18 protein-coding genes are annotated in these 15,880 nt (G+C 71.5%); 9 read left to right on the top strand and 9 right to left on the bottom strand.

Annotated elements, in window-relative coordinates; all coding sequences use genetic code 11:
• Positions 1–2 precede the first annotated feature (2 nt).
• The 3 genes from ACIQ9E_RS18280 to ACIQ9E_RS18270 form a co-directional block, all read right to left on the bottom strand.
• Positions 3–1,439, bottom strand: a complete 1,437-nt coding sequence (locus ACIQ9E_RS18280; protein ID WP_403707997.1) for a DUF2637 domain-containing protein — start codon at positions 1,437–1,439, stop codon at positions 3–5.
• 193 nt (positions 1,440–1,632) lie between these two features.
• On the bottom strand, positions 1,633–2,484 hold the full coding sequence (locus ACIQ9E_RS18275) for a DUF3558 domain-containing protein (protein WP_403707994.1): 852 nt from the start codon (positions 2,482–2,484) through the stop codon (positions 1,633–1,635).
• A 223-nt stretch (positions 2,485–2,707) separates the two neighbouring features.
• A complete protein-coding gene (locus ACIQ9E_RS18270; RefSeq protein WP_403707991.1) occupies positions 2,708–3,601 on the bottom strand; it encodes a DUF3558 domain-containing protein in 894 nt (297 codons plus the stop codon).
• 182 nt (positions 3,602–3,783) lie between these two features.
• Between ACIQ9E_RS18270 and ACIQ9E_RS18265 the strand changes: the two genes are divergently transcribed.
• From ACIQ9E_RS18265 to ACIQ9E_RS18255, 3 genes are all read left to right on the top strand, one after another.
• Positions 3,784–4,989, top strand: coding sequence for an RtcB family protein (locus ACIQ9E_RS18265; RefSeq protein WP_403707988.1), 1,206 nt, complete (start codon positions 3,784–3,786; stop codon positions 4,987–4,989).
• 100 nt (positions 4,990–5,089) lie between these two features.
• Positions 5,090–5,371 carry a hypothetical protein gene (locus ACIQ9E_RS18260; protein WP_403707985.1) on the top strand — a complete coding sequence of 94 codons (282 nt, stop codon included), beginning with the start codon at positions 5,090–5,092 and terminating at the stop codon, positions 5,369–5,371.
• Positions 5,368–5,754 (top strand): hypothetical protein, encoded by a 387-nt coding sequence (locus ACIQ9E_RS18255; protein ID WP_403707982.1) that lies wholly within the window; start codon positions 5,368–5,370, stop codon positions 5,752–5,754. Before ACIQ9E_RS18260 ends, ACIQ9E_RS18255 begins: the two co-directional genes overlap by 4 nt.
• Positions 5,755–5,851: 97 nt before the next feature.
• On the opposite strand, the gene ACIQ9E_RS18250 is transcribed toward ACIQ9E_RS18255, so the two are convergent.
• Together ACIQ9E_RS18250 and ACIQ9E_RS18245 are read right to left on the bottom strand one after the other, a co-directional pair.
• The gene (locus tag ACIQ9E_RS18250; protein WP_403708169.1) at positions 5,852–6,595 is read right to left on the bottom strand and encodes an SDR family NAD(P)-dependent oxidoreductase; all 744 of its coding nucleotides are present in this window, start codon (positions 6,593–6,595) and stop codon (positions 5,852–5,854) included.
• Positions 6,596–6,877: 282 nt separating this feature from the next.
• The gene (locus ACIQ9E_RS18245) at positions 6,878–7,216 is read right to left on the bottom strand and encodes a YnfA family protein (protein WP_006347402.1); all 339 of its coding nucleotides are present in this window, start codon (positions 7,214–7,216) and stop codon (positions 6,878–6,880) included.
• Between the two features lie 89 nt (positions 7,217–7,305).
• Between ACIQ9E_RS18245 and ACIQ9E_RS18240 the strand changes: the two genes are divergently transcribed.
• Positions 7,306–7,926, top strand: coding sequence for a hypothetical protein (locus tag ACIQ9E_RS18240; protein ID WP_403707979.1), 621 nt, complete (start codon positions 7,306–7,308; stop codon positions 7,924–7,926).
• 124 nt (positions 7,927–8,050) lie between these two features.
• Positions 8,051–8,383 carry an SCO4225 family membrane protein gene (locus ACIQ9E_RS18235; RefSeq protein WP_403707976.1) on the top strand — a complete coding sequence of 111 codons (333 nt, stop codon included), beginning with the start codon at positions 8,051–8,053 and terminating at the stop codon, positions 8,381–8,383.
• Between the two features lie 182 nt (positions 8,384–8,565).
• Here ACIQ9E_RS18235 and ACIQ9E_RS18230 read toward each other — a convergent pair whose 3' ends face one another.
• From ACIQ9E_RS18230 to ACIQ9E_RS18215, 4 genes are all read right to left on the bottom strand, one after another.
• Positions 8,566–9,303 (bottom strand): Mut7-C RNAse domain-containing protein, encoded by a 738-nt coding sequence (locus ACIQ9E_RS18230; protein WP_403707972.1) that lies wholly within the window; start codon positions 9,301–9,303, stop codon positions 8,566–8,568.
• A 200-nt stretch (positions 9,304–9,503) separates the two neighbouring features.
• Complete coding sequence (locus ACIQ9E_RS18225) at positions 9,504–10,052, bottom strand: GNAT family N-acetyltransferase (RefSeq protein WP_403707969.1); 549 nt, start codon at positions 10,050–10,052, stop codon at positions 9,504–9,506.
• Positions 10,053–10,100: 48 nt separating this feature from the next.
• Positions 10,101–10,511 carry a hypothetical protein gene (locus ACIQ9E_RS18220; protein ID WP_403707966.1) on the bottom strand — a complete coding sequence of 137 codons (411 nt, stop codon included), beginning with the start codon at positions 10,509–10,511 and terminating at the stop codon, positions 10,101–10,103.
• 119 nt (positions 10,512–10,630) lie between these two features.
• A complete protein-coding gene (locus ACIQ9E_RS18215) occupies positions 10,631–11,242 on the bottom strand; it encodes a hypothetical protein (RefSeq protein ID WP_403707963.1) in 612 nt (203 codons plus the stop codon).
• A gap of 284 nt (positions 11,243–11,526) precedes the next feature.
• Here ACIQ9E_RS18215 and hemL point away from each other — a divergent pair, with 284 nt between their 5' ends.
• The 4 genes from hemL (at position 11,527) to ACIQ9E_RS18195 (ending at position 15,876) form a co-directional block, all read left to right on the top strand.
• Positions 11,527–12,843, top strand: a complete 1,317-nt coding sequence (gene hemL / locus ACIQ9E_RS18210; RefSeq protein WP_403707960.1) for a glutamate-1-semialdehyde 2,1-aminomutase — start codon at positions 11,527–11,529, stop codon at positions 12,841–12,843.
• Complete coding sequence (locus tag ACIQ9E_RS18205; RefSeq protein WP_403707957.1) at positions 12,840–13,571, top strand: histidine phosphatase family protein; 732 nt, start codon at positions 12,840–12,842, stop codon at positions 13,569–13,571. Before hemL ends, ACIQ9E_RS18205 begins: the two co-directional genes overlap by 4 nt.
• 319 nt (positions 13,572–13,890) lie before the next feature.
• Positions 13,891–15,189 carry a hypothetical protein gene (locus ACIQ9E_RS18200; RefSeq protein WP_403707954.1) on the top strand — a complete coding sequence of 433 codons (1,299 nt, stop codon included), beginning with the start codon at positions 13,891–13,893 and terminating at the stop codon, positions 15,187–15,189.
• An 87-nt stretch (positions 15,190–15,276) separates the two neighbouring features.
• Positions 15,277–15,876 (top strand): TlpA family protein disulfide reductase, encoded by a 600-nt coding sequence (locus tag ACIQ9E_RS18195; protein WP_403707951.1) that lies wholly within the window; start codon positions 15,277–15,279, stop codon positions 15,874–15,876.
• The last annotated feature ends 4 nt before the right edge of the window (positions 15,877–15,880 follow it).

The raw sequence follows: 15,880 nt of genomic DNA, 5'->3' as shown, positions 1-15,880 counted from the left end.
GCTCAGGCGATGTGTTCCGCCTCCAGGTCCGCCTCCATGCGCTGGCGGAACGAGGGCATCGCCTGACGGAGCAGGGCCGTGCTGCGCGGGTGGGTGATGCCGTGGACGTCGGTGAGGTGTATGGCGAGGACCTCGGCCTTCGGATAGTCGCCGTGGTCGTGCGCGTACGCCACGAAGACCGGGTACGCCGCCTCGTAGAAGGCTTCGACGTCGGCGGTGTCCTCCTGGGCGGCCTCCGGCAGCGGGAGTTCCGGCTCGTCGCGCTGCTCCGGGTCGCCCAGGATCCGGGTGCGGCCGCCGGGGCCCGACGGGATCCGGATCGGCTCGGCTTCCGGCTGCTGCTGTACGGGGGCCTGGCCCTGGTAGGCGGGGTCGTAGCCGCCCTCGTAGTGTTCGTTACGCGGGCTCTGCCGGAACCAGGGGCTGTTGGGGCCGTCGCCCTCCTCCGCGTACTCCTGGTACTCCTGATAGCGCAGGTACTCCTCGTACCGCTGGCGCTCGTACTCCTGGTACTCGCGGTACGCCGCCTCCGCCGCGTCGTCGGCCTTGGCCTCGGCCTCGTAACCGGGGCCCTCGGGTTCCTCCACGGGCTCGGCGTGCCCCGCCGGCTCCCCGCCCTCCCGCGCGCCGTCACGCGGCCGGGTGTGCGGCTCCCGGGGAGCGGGGTCGGGAACTGCCTTCTCCAGCACCACCGCCGGGGCGGGCGCCGCCGGCAGCTCCGGCTGCGCGGGCGCGGGCGGCAGCAGCACCGGCTCCACCCCGGCCGCGGCCAGCCCCGCCGCCGCGGTGTCCGCCAGCGGTACGCCGTACTTCGCCAGCCGCAGCGGCATCAGCGACTCCACCGGCGCCTTGCGCCGCCAGGCCCGCCCGTACCGCGCCTGGAGCCGCGCCTGATAGATGAGACGTTCCTGCTCCAGCTTGATGACCTGCTCGTACGATCTCAGCTCCCACAGCTTCATCCGCCGCCACAGCTTGAACGTCGGCACCGGGGAGAGCAGCCAGCGGGTCAGCCGGACGCCCTCCATATGCTTGTCGGCGGTGATGTCGGCGATCCGGCCGATCGCATGCCGGGCCGCTTCGACCGTCACCACGAACAGCACCGGGATCACGGCATGCATGCCGACACCGAGCGGATCCGGCCATGAGGCCGCACCGTTGAAGGCGATCGTCGCGACCGTCAGCAGCCACGCCGTCTGCCGCAGCAGCGGGAACGGGATCCGCATCCACGTCAGCAGCAGGTCGAGGGCGAGCAGGACACAGATGCCCGCGTCGATTCCGATGGGGAAGACAAGGGCGAAATCACCGAAACCCTTGCGCTCGGCGAGGTCGCGCACCGCCGCGTACGAACCGGCGAAACCGATCGCGGCGATGACCACCGCACCGGCCACGACCAGCCCGATGAGTATGCGGTGTGTGCGTGTCAGCTGCATCGCGGCCACCCGCGGTCTCCTTCCCGTGAGCCCAGGACCCTTGGCCGGATCGGGTACTGGACAAGCGTTCCCGTTCGGGCCAGGGCACAGCGTGGCACATGACGGCGGAGCCCGCGTCCCTCGGGGGGAGACGCGGGCTCCGAAGCGCACGGCGGGCGGGGCGATATGGGTGCCGGTGCGCGCTTCCGCATGCCGTGGAACCTCAGTTGCCGCCGGTGGTCGCCTTCTTCGTCGCCCCGTCCGCGGGCTTGGGCGACGACGCGGGCGGCCCGCCCGCCTTGTTCGCCGCGCCGACCGAGGCCACGGCCTCCTTCACGGCCTTGGTGGCGTCCGCCGATATCTCGCTGACCGAAGGTGACTTGGCGCCCGCCATGCCCGCGCCGTTGTAGGTGAGCGTCACGACGACATTGTCGATACGGGACACGATCGTCGTGTACGAGAAGTCGGCGTCGACCTTGCGCAGGGTGTATGTCACGGCTGTGGCCTCGGTGCCGATTCCCGCCGCAGGAGCCGACTTCAGGGCTTTGGCGTCCGCCACGGTCTTCGCCTTGGTGACCTCCTTGGCGTAGTTCTCCTTGGCGCGCTGCTCGCCGGTGGTCTTGAGCGCCTCCTCGGAGTCGTACCGCAGGAAGGAGACGTCCAGCCAGCGGTACTGCGTGCCCTTGAGGCCGTTGTCGTCGCTGCCCTTCCAGTGGCAGTTGGCCCGCGCCAGCGGATCGGCGGAGCGGCCCGCGGTGCCGGCCTTGGGGGAGGCGCCGGGCACCAGCTCCGTCACCGACTTCGAAGGCACGGCGCTGCAGGCGCTGGGCAGCTTCGCGAACTTCGCCGCGGCGACCGTCTCCGGCTTGCCCGGGTCCGCGCCGCTGCCGGAGCCGTCGCCCTCGCCCTCGGGGGCGGTCGACGCCGCGTCGGAGGCCTTGGCCTCGCCGGTCTCCTTCTTGCCGCCGTCGCCACCGCCGTCGCCGGAGTCCGACGAGCAGCCGGCGACGGCGAGCAGCAGCGGGAGGGCCGCGCAGGCGAGTATGCGGGTCAGTCGCGGAGCTGATCGGTGCATGGTTCCTTCAAGTCGTTGGTCGTACGGTCCGGCCCCGGCTCGGCTGCCGCCGGGCCCGGGGGCTTCCGGTTCTTCCTGCGTCGTCGGGCTTCCTGCGTCGTCCTGCGTCGTCCTGTGTCCGGCTGTGTCCGGTCTCCTGCCAGGCCACCGTACGCGGATCGGGGACCGGCGTGGGATGCCTGTGGACAACCGGGGGCCGGGCGCCACCGGGGCGGCGGCTGCGTCAGCTGCCGAACTTCCTGACCAGGCTCCGGGCCACGCTCTGCGCCTTGTCCTGGAGTTCCTTGCCGTCGGGCGGCTCGGCGGCGACGCCGGACTGCTCCACGTAGACGACCGTGACGATGACGTTGGATGTGCGGAACACCACGCTCACGGTCCGGCGCTGGGCGGTGGAACCGGCCCCCGGAGTGCTGGTCACGTCGTCGAGGAACGCGGCGTCGCCGAGATCGTCCAGGATCCGGCGGCCGGGCGGCTCCTCGGCCTCCTGCTCGCCGCCTGTGCCGGTGCTCGCCGACGCGGAGGTGGAGGCGGTGGCGGTGGCGGCGGCGGGCGGGCTCGCGGTCTGCGGTCCCGTACCGCCCGGGGCACCCGTCCCCGTCCCCGTACCCTCCGATGTGCCCGGTTCCGCCAGCGCCACCCCCGCCGCGAGCTGCTTCCCCTCGAACACCTTCTGCGCCCGGTCGTCGTCGCTGACCGCCGACGCATAGGACACGACCCGCTCGAAGTCGAGGCTGAAGGTCCGCGAGGAGTCGGGCGCCTTGGCCTCCCAGGAACAGCCGACCTTGCGGTCGGTGTCATAGGTGCTCATGGGTGTCCCGCGGAGGGCCTTGCCCTGCTGCTCATCCGGCAGCTCGGTCAGCCCCGGCAGCAGGTCCTTGAGCGTGGAGCGTCCGACGGAACCGCACGGTTCGAGGAGGTTGCGGTACTTGCCGGGGGCCGCGGAAACCGCCGTACCGGTGCCGGCCTTGGAGTTCACGGGACCCGTGGTGCCCGTGCCCTCACCGGTGCAGCCGGTGGCGAGTGCCGCGAGCGCCGTGAGTCCGCCGACGGCCGCCGCCGTGCGGCCGGTGATGCCTGAGATGCCGGTGGTGCCGGTGGCATACGCCCTGCGTCGCACGGTCCCGGGCTCCCTTCGTACAGGAAAAAACTGTTGCCGCCGAACAGCGGCCGGTGGACACAATGTCTATCGCACACGCGGTCGTGACGCCGCTCCGCTGGGTTCTGCGCGGGCGCCGGCGCCGATTCCGCGTTTCACTGATCTTGAGGATATTCCGGGGGACGGGGAGAAGGGGGACACCCATGTCGTACACAGAGGTTCCGGGGGAGCAGGTTCCCATCCGGATGTGGGCGGATCCGGCGGGCGTCGAGGACGTCGCCATGGCACAGCTGCGCAATGTCGCCACGCTGCCGTGGATCAAGGGGCTCGCGGTCATGCCGGACGTGCACTACGGCAAGGGCGCCACGGTCGGATCCGTGATCGCGATGAAGGACGCGGTCTGCCCGGCGGCGGTCGGAGTCGACATCGGCTGCGGAATGTCCGCGGTGAAGTCGTCCCTGACGGCCAACGACCTGCCCGGTGATCTCTCCGGGCTGCGGTCGCGCATCGAGCAGGCGATCCCGGTCGGCCGCGGGATGCACGGCGAGCCGGTGGACACGGGACGGGTGTACGGATTCGGGGCCACCGCATCTCCGGAGGGCTGGAGCGGTTTCTGGGACCGCTTCGACACCGTCGCCGACGCGGTGAAGTTCCGCCGCGAGCGGGCGCTCCAGCAGATGGGCACGCTCGGCTCGGGCAACCACTTCGTCGAGGTGTGCCTGGACGAGGACGGCGCGGTCTGGCTGATGCTGCACTCCGGCTCCCGCAATATCGGCAAGGAGCTGGCCGACCACCACATCGGTATCGCCCGCGGGCTCGACCACAACCAGGGCCTGGTCGACGCCGATCTGGCGGTTTTCCTCGCCGAGACCCCGGAGATGGGCGCGTACCGGAACGACCTGTTCTGGGCGCAGGAGTACGCCAAGTACAACCGCGCGATCATGATGGGCCTGCTCCAGGAGGTCGTCCGCGGCCGGTTCCGGAAGGCGAAGGTCACCTTCGGCGAGGTCATCTCCTGCCACCACAACTACGTGGCGGAGGAGCGGTACGACGGTATGGACCTGCTGGTCACCCGGAAGGGCGCGATCCGCGCGGGTTCCGGCGACTACGGGATCATCCCCGGCTCCATGGGCACCGGCTCGTACATCGTGCGCGGTCTGGGCAACGAGAAGTCCTTCAACTCCGCTTCCCACGGCGCCGGCCGCCGGATGAGCCGCAACCAGGCGAAGAAGCGTTTCTCGACCCAGGATCTGGAGGACCAGACCCGGGGCGTGGAGTGCCGCAAGGACAGCGGTGTGGTCGACGAGATCCCCGGCGCGTACAAGCCCATCGAACAGGTCATCCAGGCCCAGACGGACCTGGTGGAGGTCGTGGCGAAGCTGAAGCAGGTCGTCTGTGTGAAGGGCTGAGGGGGAGGGGCGGAGGCCCGGCGGGCGGGGGAGAGCCGCCCCTCGGCAAGGCGCATCGCGGGGCGTGTACGTTCCTGTATACGCCGCGGTGCATCGGGGTATGTCCGACGCCATGATCAGAGTCCCGGCCGAGGTGCGGGACCGTCTCGCCGTGATCGCCGTGGTCGCCGTGGTCGCCGAGTCCCGGGGCCTCTCCATCCGTTCCCTGGTGCAGGAGTTCGCCGAGGAGACGCTGACCGAGGGGGAGCGCCGGGAGCGCGCCGACCGCACCCGCGACTACCTCGCTGAGCACTTCGGTGTCCGCGTGACGGAGGAGGAGAGCGCCGCCATGGGCCGCAGGCTTCGCGACGCCTTCACCGGGTCCCCGGAGGACGCGGCGTGATCCTGCACCACCTCGTGCTCGACACGCCTGCGCTGCTCGCCCTCGCCGGTAACCGCCAGGTGTCCGCGCTGGTGCACCGGGCCGGCCTGGAGCCGGAAATGCGCCTGTGGGCTCCGGTTCTTTCGGTGCTCCAAGCGGATCGGGAACACCGGGGTCTCGCCGAGCGCATCGGCAGGCTGGACGTCATCCACACCGTCGACCTCGATTTCCCGGCCGTTCTCGCGGTCGCGGGCCTGTGCGGTGACGGTGTGCCCCCGGGGGTGGCAGCCGCATGCCATGCGGTCCGGCATCTGCCCGAATGGGGAGCGGCCGCTCTGGTGGCCACGGTCGAGCCCGAGGCGTACGAACGTCTCGGGGTACCGGTCTTCGACCTCGACCGCTGAGGCGTCCCCTCCCCGGTCGCCCCATGCCCCTCGGTCACAGCGCTGGATCTCCGCCCCGGGCACTTCGGCCGTTACGTTTCCGCCCGGCGCGCGCGGGTCACGCCTCCCGGTGGACCTTGGTGTTGGAGGCCTGGGCGCGGGGGCGGACGACCAGCAGGTCGATATTGACGTGGGAGGGGCGGGTGACCGTCCACACCACCGTGGCCGCGACGTCCTCGGCGGTCAGGGGGGATGCCACCCCCTCGTAGACCCGGGCCGCCTTCTCCGTGTCGCCGCGGAAGCGGGTCGTGGCGAACTCGTCCGTCTTCACCATGCCCGGCGCGATCTCGACGACCCGGACCGGGGTGCCGACGATCTCCAGCCGGAGGGTTTCGGCGATGACGTGCTCCGCGTGCTTGGCCGCGACATAGCCGCCGCCGCCCTCGTAGGCGCCGTGGGCCGCGGTGGAGGTGACGACGACGACCGTGCCGTCGCCGCTCGCCGTGAGCGCGGGCAGCAGCGCCTGGGTGACGTTCAGCGTGCCCAGGACGTTGACCTCGTACATCCACCGCCAGTCGGCGGGGTCGCCGCTGGCCACGGGGTCCGCGCCGAGCGCCCCGCCCGCGTTGTTGACCAGCACGTCGCAGCGGTCGAGCCCGGCCGCGAAGGCGTCGACGGCGGCTCGGTCGGTGATGTCGAGCGGGTGGACGGAGGCCAGATGCCCGGCGGCGGTCAGCTCCGCCGCCAGCTCCGTGATCCGGTCCGCGCGGCGGGCCACGAGTACGGTGTGGAAGCCCTCGGCGGCGAGTCCGCGCGCGGTGGCGGCGCCGATGCCGCTGCTGGCCCCGGTGACCACGGCCACGGGCGCGCTCCGCCGTCCGCCGCCGCCCGGCGCTGCGGTCTTGGCGGGAGGCGTCGCGGGGGTCGTCTCTTCGGTGGTCACAGTGGCCTCCTCGGGCGGGCGACGGCCGTACGGGGGTACGGATGCGCGGGGGATGCGGGGATATAAGGGGTGCAGAGGTGCGGGGGTACAGAGGTGCGGGGGTACGGGGGAGAGGCGGGGGTACGGGGCGGGAGCGCCCGACTCGCACGGGCGCCGGGCCGCAGGGGCGCGGAACCGCACGGGCACGGCGCCGCCCGCGGGTCAGCCGTTGCCGCGCGGGGCGTACATGATCACCGCCATACCCGCCAGACAGATCAGAGCACCGGTCACGTCCCAGCGGTCGGGGCGGTAGCCGTCGGCGACCATGCCCCAGGCGATCGAACCGGCGACGAAGACACCGCCGTACGCGGCCAGGATCCGGCCGAACTCGCCGTCCGGCTGGAGCGTGGCGACCAGACCGTACGCGCCGAGCGCGATCACGCCCGCCCCGATCCAGATCCACCCGCGGTGCTCCCTGACGCCTTGCCAGACGAGCCACGCACCACCGATCTCGAACAGGGCGGCCACGGCGAAGAGCAGGACGGAGCGGGCGACAAGCATGCGCACAGCCTGCCACGGGGGGCCGGGACGGGACGCGCCGAGGCCACGGCTAAAGCGGATATTCCAAGCCGAAAGGTATTTTTATCGGCATGGATGTGATGTCGAACGCCCGGCGGGCCGGGTCCCCGCCCCGGACGCCGCTCCGGTTCCGGTTCCCCTTCCAACCGCGGTCAGGATCGCCGTCGCCGTCGCCGCTCCGGCTGCCGCTCGCCGCCGCCACGGCACTTCTGCCGCTGCTCCCACTGCTGTCCGGGGCCGGTACCGCCACCGCCGCGGCCGCCGCCGCCACCGGTCCGGAGCCCGCGGCGACCGCCCCGGCCGTGCCCGTCGCCGATGTGGCCCACCACGGCTATGTCACGCTCACCGACGCCGGACGGCTCGAAGTCACCGTGGAATCCCGCAGCCACGGGCCCGCGAGTCTGACCGACGCCACGCTGAAGCTGTCCTTCTCCACCCGGCTCGCCCGCGGCCAGGCCCTGCCGGGGACCTGCGTCTGGGGTTCGGACCGGGTCGTGCTCTGCTCGACCGGAGCCCTCCGGGTCGGCGGTACGGTCCGCCGCACCGCGCTCGACCTGCGGACCTCCGGCACCCCCGACGAGGTGACGGTCAAGGTCGCCACCCACTGGAACGGTGGCGCGCACGACCGCGAGCCCCGGAACAACCTCCACGAGATCCTCGCCCCGGCCACCGGCGACGCCTACGCGTTCTGACTCGCCGCAGCGCCCGCGGCACCAGTCGGCCCGCGGATACACACACCGAATTGGGTACGCGTACTCACGCCCGGGGTTCGGTTCCTCCCGATGCTGGAACCATCAACGACCTCGGGGGAGACCGATGAACGCCCGCACGCTCTACCGCCTCGCCATTGCCAACATCGCCTCCGCCGCCTATCTCGTGATCGTCGGCGGATCCGTCGTCGTCGCCGCGGCGACCACTTTCCTCGTCCCGGACACCGGGCTGATCTGGGTGTGGCCCGCCCTGCTCACCGCCCCCACCAGCCTGTTCCTGGTGTCGTCGGTCGGCTCCCTCGTACCGGACGGGACCCTGTTCTTCTGGCCCGCCTACCTCGGCCTGGTCGCGGCCGGGGCCCTGGTGCAGTCCACCGCGCTGGGTCTCCTCTGGCACGGACTGCGGCGCGGCGCCCGCAGGCTGACGGCCTCCGCCTGACCCGGCCCGGCACCCCGGCCGGCCCGGATCCGGCCCCGAACCGCAGACACCCACCCCGCCCCGGTGCCGGCCCCGAACCGCAGGCACCCACCCCGCCCCGGTGCCGGCCCCGAACCGCAGGCACCCACCCCGCCCCGGTGCCGGCCCCGAACCGCAGGCACCCACCCCGCCCCGGACCCCGCCTACCGAGCCGCCCGCGGGCCGAACTCCGCCAGCGCCTCGTCGACGATGCCGACCAGCCGGGCGTGGTGGGCGCCCCGCCAGTAGACGCGGGAGCAGTCCGCGCACTGCGCGAAGACGTCGTACGTCCGCCGCGTGCCCTGCTCCAGTTGTTCCCGTACCGTCTCCTTGTCGGCCTCCACCAGGCGGCCGTTGCACGCCGTGCAGCGGGTCCAGGGCGCCAGCTCCGGGGCGAACCGCCCCAGCACATCGCGTACCTGCTCCTCCGGGCGGTCGCTGTAGACGTACGCCCCCGCCCAGATCTCCCGCCGCCGCAGCAGCCCCCGGTCCCGGGAGAGCAGGACCCGCCGCTCCCGTGCCGAGAGCGCCGCCAGCGCGGGATCACCGATGTCCTCGCTCTCGTAGGCCGCGTCCACGCCCAGCAGCCGCAGCCGCCGCGCCAGCGTGCCGAGATGGACGTCGAGCAGGAACCGCAGTGGAGCGCCCGGCACCTGCTGCGGCCGGATGTGGCCGAGAACCTCCACGCGTTCGCCCGCGCTCGGGATATGCGAGAAGGCGACCGTCCGGCCGTCGACCACGAGCCGTCCGGCCTCGGTGAGCGGAACACCCAGCGACTCGATGACGTGCCCGAGGGTGGAGGAGCCGTCGGTCATCAGCTCCGACGGCCCTTCCCGATGGGCCGAGGGGACGAAGAGCCGCAGCTCGGGGGCGACACTGACGTGGATACGCGGTCCGTTCACCCGGTCAGGATGTCACCGGCGGCCGCACCGGGGCATCCGGATTCTCCGACGTCCCGGCCTCCAATGTCGCGGCCTCGAATGTCCCGGCCTCCGACATCGCGGCCTCGGATGTCCTCCCGGACCGGATGTCCTGGTCTCCGACGCCCCGGCCCCTCCGACGCCCCGGCCCGCCGCCTTCCGCCCGCCGTTGACGCTCCGCCTCACACCCCCGCGGGCCCGTCCTCCGGTCTCAGGTCCAGCCGCCATTCGTTGGATCTGATCGGATTGCCCGGCGGATACTCGAACCCGACCTCGCCCCGAAGCTCGAATCCCACCTTCCGGCAGACCGCGTTCGACGCGGCGTTCGTCACCTTCGGATACGCGAGCAGATAGCGGAACCGGCCCTCGGCCCGCGCCGCCCCGGCCACCAGCCGGGTCGCCGCCGACGCCAGCCCGCGGCCCTGGAACGCTGTCAGGACCCCCCACCCCGCCTCGTACGCCGCCTGGCCGTCCGAGGTCGCGGTCTGCTCCCAGAAACCGACCGTCCCCACCCGCTCGCCCGTCGAGGCCAGCACGATCGCGTACATCCGGCCCTTGGCCGAGGGGTTCGCGGCCAGCGCCACATATCTGCGGTGCCGGGCGAGGAGCTTCTCCTCGGTCTCGGGCCCGCCCAGCTCCGTCATCAACTCCGGGGCGTTGGCAGCCCGGAGCAGCGGGAGATCCGACTCCGACCAGGGTTCGATCCGTACTGCCGCTCCTGTGGTCTCCATGACAGCCAGGCTAGAACGAGGGTCTGACAACGCCCCCGACCTGCCCTTTCACCCGCACCGGGGCCCCTCAGCCCCGCGCGCCCTTCGCAGCACCTCGACGACGCTGCCGAAGCTGTCCTGGCCGTGCCCCTTCGCCATGGCCTCCAGCATCAGCGTTTTCAGCAGCTCCGGCAGCCGGTTGTCCACGCCATGCGCCTCCGCCGCGTGCAACTGGTGCTCGACCACCGCGAGCTGGAGGTCGACGGCCGCGCCGTCCCCCGGATACCCGCCCTCGTCGACCTGGGCCGCGTACCGCCGGATGAAGGTGCTCACCGGCCCCGGCCGGCGGATCGCGACCTCGGTGCAGCCCACCGCCCGGGGCCCCTCGGCCCCGGCCACCGCCGTGCCGTGCAGCCCCCGGCCCCCGCGTTCGCCCCGACCGCCACCCGCCCGCGGCGCCGTAACAGGTTTCCGCCCCACGGCCCCGGGCCGCGCGCGGGGCGCCGTGAACCGTCACCGGGCGCTCCGGAAGGCAGCCGGTCATCAGGGGCGCAGGCTCGGTGAACCGGCGCCCGGGGTCAGCCGGGCCGGGCGTGCCGTCAGGGCCAGACGAGACAGTACGGCTGGTGCCCCGCCTCGTGCAGCCGGTGCGAGAAGTCCTGCCACTCGTGGAGCAGTTGGTAGACGTTGAACGCGTCCCGCGGTCCGCCCCGGTCGGGGACCGTGGACCAGATGAACGCCGCCGCGCCCACCGACTCCTCGCCCACGCCGCGCAGCGGGTCGACGACGGTCATGGGCAGCTTGACGACCGCGTAGTCGGGGTGGAGGACCACCAGCTCCAGCGGCGGGACCCGGTGCAGGGGCATGCCTTCTATGCCCGTCAGGACCATCGCGGCTATCGTCTCGGGTTTGATCTTGGAGAAGAGCCCGCCCATGCCCAGCTCGTCGCCGCCCAGCTCCTCGGGGCGCATCGAGATCGGGACTCTGGCGGCCGTCGCGCCGTCGGGTGCGCCGAAGTACTTGTACGTCACTCCCACCCGGGCGCTCCTGCCTGACATGGCGCCCGCGTCGAAGGCGTTCGCACGTGCGTTCGCATCTGCGTGCGCGTCCGGGTGGGGGTCGCCCGCGCCACCGCGCCGGTGTCTTCCCCGTCCGGTGGGCTCAGGGCCCCGGTCGCCGGTCCCCTCGCCCAGTCCGCCACCGCGATACATATCTCCACCCGACCACTCGCCGGCCCCGCCGTGCAACCCGATCATCGTGACAGTTGCCTCCCCCTCGGGCGAACGGTGAAACACCTGTCCGCGAGGAACGGCAGGGGCCTCTGACACCATGGATTCCATGAGTCTTCCCTGTGTGGCCCCAGTTTCGCAGATGCGAGGAGGCTGACGCCGTTTCGTAATACGAGGAGTACGCCCTCCTCCCTCAATCGTGGCCGAGATCAACCGTCCGACGGGCCTTCGGCCGCCCCCACCCTCGAATCGCAGATCAGGACAGAGTGGCCAAAGTGTCGTATCCATACGAAGCCCCAGTCTCCCAGGCGCTGTTCGACCGCGCCTCCGCCGTCACGCCCGGCGGCGTCAACTCTCCCGTGCGCGCCTTCCGTGCCGTGGGCGGTACGCCCCGGTTCATGGTGTCCGGCTCCGGCCCGTATCTGACCGACGCGGACGGCCGCGAGTACGTCGACCTCGTCTGTTCCTGGGGACCGATGATTCTCGGCCACTCCCGGCCCGAGGTGCTCGCCGCCGTCCAGGAGGCGGTCGCCCGGGGTACCTCCTTCGGTACGCCCGGTGAGGGCGAGGTCGCCCTCGCCGAGGAGATCGTGGCCCGGATCGCCCCCGTCGAGCAGGTGCGGCTGGTCTCCTCCGGCACCGAGGCCACGATGTCCGCGATCCGGCTGGCCCGCGGTTTCACCGGCCGCGCCAAGGTGGTCAAGTTCGCCGGCTGCTACCACGGCCATGTGGACGCGCTGCTGGCCGCCGCCGGATCGGGCGTGGCCACCTTCGGCCTGCCCGACACCCCGGGTGTCACCGGTGCCCAGGCGGGCGAGACCGTCGTGCTGCCCTACAACGACCTCGAAGCGGTCCGCGCGGCCTTCGCCGCCCACCCCGGCGAGATCGCCTGTGTGATCACCGAGGCGTCCCCGGGCAATATGGGCGTCGTCCCGCCGCTGCCCGGCTTCAACCAGGGCCTGAAGGACCTCTGCCGGGAGAACGGCGCGCTGTTCATCTCCGACGAGGTGATGACCGGCTTCCGTACCAGCAGGGCCGGCTGGTACGGCGTCGACGGCGTCGAACCGGACCTGATGACCTTCGGCAAGGTCATGGGCGGCGGCTTCCCGGCCGCGGCCTTCGGCGGCCGGGCCGATGTCATGGGCCGGCTCGCCCCCGCCGGACCCGTCTACCAGGCCGGCACCCTCTCCGGGAACCCGGTCGCCACCGCCGCCGGGCTCGCCCAGCTCCGGCTGCTCGACGAGGCGGCGTACGCGACGGTGGACGCGGTCTCCGCCGAGATCCGGACGCTGGTCACCGAAGCGCTGACCAAGGAGGGCGTGGTCCACCGGCTCCAGACCGCGAGCAACATGTTCTCGGTCTTCTTCACCGCCGACGAGGTCAACAACTACGACGACGCGAAGCGGCAGGAATCCTTCCGCTTCAACGCCTTCTTCCACTCCATGCTCGCGAACGGCGTCTATCTGCCGCCGTCCGCCTTCGAGTCGTGGTTCGTCTCCACCGCGCACGACTCCCGGGCCGTCGAGCGGATCGCCGCCGCCCTGCCCGCCGCCGCACGCGCCGCAGCGGAGGCCACGGCATGAGCGCGGAGGTCACGGCCGGGGCGCAGGCGGCCGCGGACGGACAGCGGGACGGCAAGCCCGTCCGTACCGTCGTCCATGTCCTCCGGCACGGCGAGGTGCACAACCCCGACGGTGTGCTCTACGGCCGCCGCCCCGGCTACCACCTCTCCGAACTGGGCCGGCAGATGGCGGACAAGGTCGCCGAGTCCCTCGCCGACCGCGATATCACCCATATCGTCTCCTCCCCGCTGGAGCGCGCCCGGGAGACCGCCGACCCGGTCGCCAAGAGCCACGGCCTGGACATCGCCGTCGACGACCGGCTGATCGAGGCGGGCAACGTCTTCGAGGGCAAGACCTTCGGCGTCGGGGACGGCGCCCTGCGCAAGCCGGGCAACTGGCGGCATCTCACCAACCCCTTCCGCCCGTCCTGGGGCGAGCCGTACATCGAGCAGGTCGTACGGATGATGGGGGCCCTGGACGCCGCCCGTGACGCGGCCCGGGGCCACGAGGCCGTCTGCGTCAGCCACCAGCTTCCGATCTGGATCGTCCGCAGCTTCGTGGAGCGCCGCAGGCTCTGGCACGATCCGCGCCGCCGCCAGTGCACGCTCGCGTCGCTGACCTCGTTCACGTACGAAGGAGACAAGATCGTCTCCGTCGCCTATACGGAACCGGCGCTCGACCTGGTCCCGCCGCATCTGCGGGCCGGGGCGAAGCCCGTCAAGGGCAAGTCGAAGGCCTTCGGGGCCTGACCCGTCCGGCGCGGAGCCCGGCCTGTCCGGGTGTCCGGGTGTCCGGGTGTCCGGGTGTCCGGGTGTCCGGGTGTCCGGGTGTCCGGGTGTCCGGGTGTCCGACGGAAATCCGGGGAAAAGGGTTCCCGAACAACCTCGAATGTTGATCGTCCGTCGACGAATGGGGCCGAAAGTCCCGGGGCCGGATGTGCGGAACGACCCGTACCTCCGGCCCCGCCGCATTTCGGGACCGAATTCAGGAACCGGCCCAACGCCCCCGCCCTCTCCTTATCTGTTCGTGGTGAACACGGGCGGACCGGAACAGGCGGGGACGATCGACATGCGTGACAACAACCGTGCGCCCATGAGCCGCAGGGGACTTCTGGGAGCGGGGCTCACCGTCGCCGCGGCGAGCGGAATCGCGGGCTGCGGAATCCTCTCCGGCGGAACCGGCCCAACCGGCCCAACCGGCGGAACCGGCGGAGAGGAAAGCACCGGCGGCGCCTCGGCCCAGAGCGGCCGCCCGGCACCCGCCGATTCGCCCTTCACCCGCCCCGCGAAGCCGATAGGCGACGGCTCCACCGCCGATACCGGCCCCCAGCCCAACCAGCCCCCGCCCCCGGTCAAGCTGCTGCCGGGACAGGCCCCGCCGCAATTCGTGGTCTTCTCCTGGGACGGCGCGGGCGATGTCGGCGACGGACAGTTCCCCCGCTTTCTCAAGATCGCCGAAGAGTACGACGCGAAGATGACCTTCTTCCTCTCCGGTATATACCTCCTGCCGGAATCGAAGAAAGATCTCTACCGGCCGCCGAACAACCAGGTCGGTGCGTCCGACATCGGCTATCTCGCCGACGCCCATATCAAGGACACCCTGAAGCTGCTGCGACAGGCGTGGCTCGACGGCCATGAGATAGGCACCCACTTCAACGGCCATTTCTGCGGCGACGGCCCGCGCTCCGTGGCCCGCTGGACGTCCGCCGACTGGGAGAACGAGATCTCCCAGGCCATGGACTTCGTCACCACATGGCGCACCCGCACCGGCTGGACCGATATCGCCCCGCTCCCCTTCGACTACCGCAAGGAACTCGTCGGCGGCCGGACTCCCTGTCTGCTGGGGCAGGACAAGCTCCTGCCGACCGCGAAGAAGCTCGGCTGGCGGTACGACGCCAGCTCGCCCGGCGGCCGCCAGGTCTGGCCCGTCCGGCGCAAGGGCCTGTGGGACCTCCCGCTCCAGTCGCTGCCCTTCCCCGGCCGCGGCTTCGAGGTGCTCTCCATGGACTACAACTTCATGGTCAACCAGTCCGGCTTCTCCTCCAACGGCGTCACCGCCAAACGCCCCGGGTGGCGCCAGCAGGCCACCGGCGCGTATCTGAAGGGCTTCGAACGCGCCTACCACGGCAACCGCGCGCCGCTCTTCATCGGCAACCATTTCGAGCAGTGGAACGGCGGTATCTACATGGACGCCGTCGAGAACGCGATCAAGGGCATGGCCGGGCGGAAGGACGTCCGCCTGGTCTCGTTCCGCCAGTTCTGCGACTGGCTGGACGTCCAGGACCCCGCCGTCCTCGCCAGGCTCCGCACCCTCGACGTCGGGCGGAAGCCGGAAGGCGGCTGGAACACTTTCCTTAAGACCGCCTGACAAAGGGCGCTCTGTCCCCAATGGGGTGCTTGCGGGCATGGAGGGGGGCCGGAAAGATCGCCAAATCCCCCATGCGAAACTTTTCACATGAGCCATCGCCGTGCACATCGCGCTGCCCTGACGGCCGCCCTGGCCGCTGCCGGGGCGCTCACCCTGTCCGCCTGCACCTCCGGCGGCACCTCCGGCGGCGGCGGGCAGACCAAGTTCGTCACCAGTACCGGCGGTATCTCCACCGTCGCCAAGGCGGACCGCAAGCCGGTCGCCGAGATCGCCGGCAAGACGCTCGAAGGGGAGCCGCTCGACGTCGCGGACTTCAAGGGCAAGATCGTCGTCCTCAATGTCTGGGGCTCGTGGTGCCCGCCCTGCCGGGCCGAGGCACCCGCCCTGGTCAAGGTCGCCAACGAGACCAAGGCGAACGGCGTCGAGTTCGTCGGGATCAACACCCGCGACCTCAACAAGAGCCCGGCGATCGCGTTCGAGAAGGACTACAAGGTCACCTACCCCAGCCTGTACGACCCCAAGGGCAAGCTGATCGTCGGCGGCTTCCCCGCGGGGACGCTCAATCCGCAGGCCATCCCCTCCACGGTCGTCCTCGACCGGGACGGGAAGATCGCGGCACGCGCCCTCAAGGCGGTCTCCGAGAAGGAACTCCGCTCCATGATCGACCCCCTGATCGCGGAGAAGTGACCCC

It is taken from the genome of Streptomyces sp. NPDC094448, from assembly GCF_044763775.1.
Classification (GTDB): Bacteria; Actinomycetota; Actinomycetes; order Streptomycetales; family Streptomycetaceae; genus Streptomyces.
This window is presented reverse-complemented; position numbering and strand designations above follow the sequence as displayed.